Here is a 1,711-nt window from a genome sequence, read left to right on the forward strand (position 1 = left end):
GAACACGGCGGCCGCGCGCACGAGGCCCGATATCGCGAGCGCGTTCCAGTCGGTCAGCACCTTGTCGTCGCGCCCCGGCCTGACCCGCGCCGAACGCGCGTGCAGAAGGCGGCGCCGGCAGGCCGCGAGCCGCGCTTCCTCGTCGGGCGTGCCCGGCGGCGTCACGCGGTGGAGGATGGTGTGCCCCTCCCAGTTACCGCCCGGCTGCACGTCATAGGCGCGCGCGAAGGCAGCGGCATCGGCGCCCAGCAAGGCCGCGATCTCGTCTTCGGTCCAGACGTAGAACCGGCCTTCCTCGCCCTCGCTGTCGGCATCCTCGGACGCGGCAAAGGCGGCCCGGCCATCGGCGTCCGCCGCCGCGGTCATGTCGCGCTCCATCCAGCCCACCGTCTCCTCGGCCCGCGCCGGATAGAGCGGGTCGGGCGCGTCCGCGTGGGCGAGGGCCAGCAGTTCGAGGATCTGCGCGTTGTCGTAGAGCATCTTCTCGAAATGCGGCACCAGCCAGACGCCGTCGGTCGAGTACCGGGCGTAGCCGCCGCCGAGATGGTCATAGATGCCGCCCTGCGACATGCGCCGCAGCAGCAGATGCACCGCCGCCCGCCCCTCGGTCCCGCCGATACGGTGATCGTTCTGGAACAGGAAGCGGAAGATCGGCGGGTTGGGAAACTTCGGCGCGCCGCGCATGCCGCCCTGATCGCGGTCGGTCATGCCGAGCAGCCGCGCCCCGGCGGCATCGAGCGCCGCCGGGCCGATCCCCTCGCCCGGCCGCAACGCCGCCTGCGCCGCCAGCGCGCCGCGCAGCATGTCGGTGTTGTGGCGGATGCTGTCCTTCTTGTCGTGGTAGGCCGCCGCGACGCCTTCCAGCACCTGTCGGAAGGACGGGCGCCCCCAGCGCGGCGTCGGCGGAAAATACGTGCCGCCCCAGAACGGATCGCCCTCGGGCGTGAGGAACATGGTCAGCGGCCAGCCGCCCTGTTCGCCGAGGACGTGCAGCGCGGACATGTACAGGTGGTCGATATCCGGCCGCTCCTCGCGATCCACCTTGATGTTGACGTAGAGCGCGTTCATCAGCGCCGCCGTCTCGGCATCCTCGAAGCTCTCATGCGCCATGACGTGGCACCAGTGACAGGCGGCGTAGCCGACCGAAAGCAGGATCGGGCGGTCGAGCGCCTGCGCCTCCGCGAGCGCGTCCGGGCCCCAGACCCGCCAGTGGACGGGGTTGTCGGCATGCTGCAGCAGATACGGCGAGGCGGCGTCGCGCAGCAGGTTGGCGGCGGGCAGCATGGCGTGTTCCCTGTTCCTCGGGTCGGCACCCGGTTTCACAGCGGGGTTTGGCGCGGCGGCCCCACCCCCCTATCTAGGCGCGATGCGGCGCCGCGGCACAGCGGCGCGCGCCTGTCAGGAAGAACGCATGAACGACCGCCGCGCCGACGATCCGCCCCTGTATTTCGAGGCGCACGTCTTTGTCTGCTGCAACCGCCGCCCCGATGGACACGCGCGCGGCAGCTGCGCCGCCGCCGGCTCGGAGCGCCTGCGCGACTACATGAAGGCGCGCGCCAAGGAGATGGGGCTGAAGGGCGTGCGCGTGAACACGTCGATGTGCCTCGACCGCTGCGAACAGGGACCCTGCGTCGTCGTGTATCCCGAAGGCATCTGGTACCGCGTCGGCTCGACGGCGGACGTGGACGCGGTGCTGGAGGGGCATGTGCGG

The 1,711-nt window shown here is 71.3% G+C and carries 2 protein-coding genes; one reads left to right on the plus strand and one right to left on the minus strand.

From position 1 onward, the window contains the following. Positions 1 to 1,284 (minus strand): thioredoxin domain-containing protein (locus B8460_RS19310; protein ID WP_048863257.1); only part of this gene is annotated, 1,284 nt, incomplete at its 3' end. Positions 1,285 to 1,411: 127 nt separating this feature from the next. Between B8460_RS19310 and B8460_RS19315 the strand changes: the two genes are divergently transcribed. After that, the coding region (locus B8460_RS19315) for a (2Fe-2S) ferredoxin domain-containing protein (RefSeq protein ID WP_048863258.1) at positions 1,412 to 1,711 on the plus strand (300 nt) is incomplete at its 3' end.

The organism is Acidisphaera rubrifaciens HS-AP3, assembly GCF_000964365.1.
Classification (GTDB): Bacteria; Pseudomonadota; Alphaproteobacteria; order Acetobacterales; family Acetobacteraceae; genus Acidisphaera; species Acidisphaera rubrifaciens.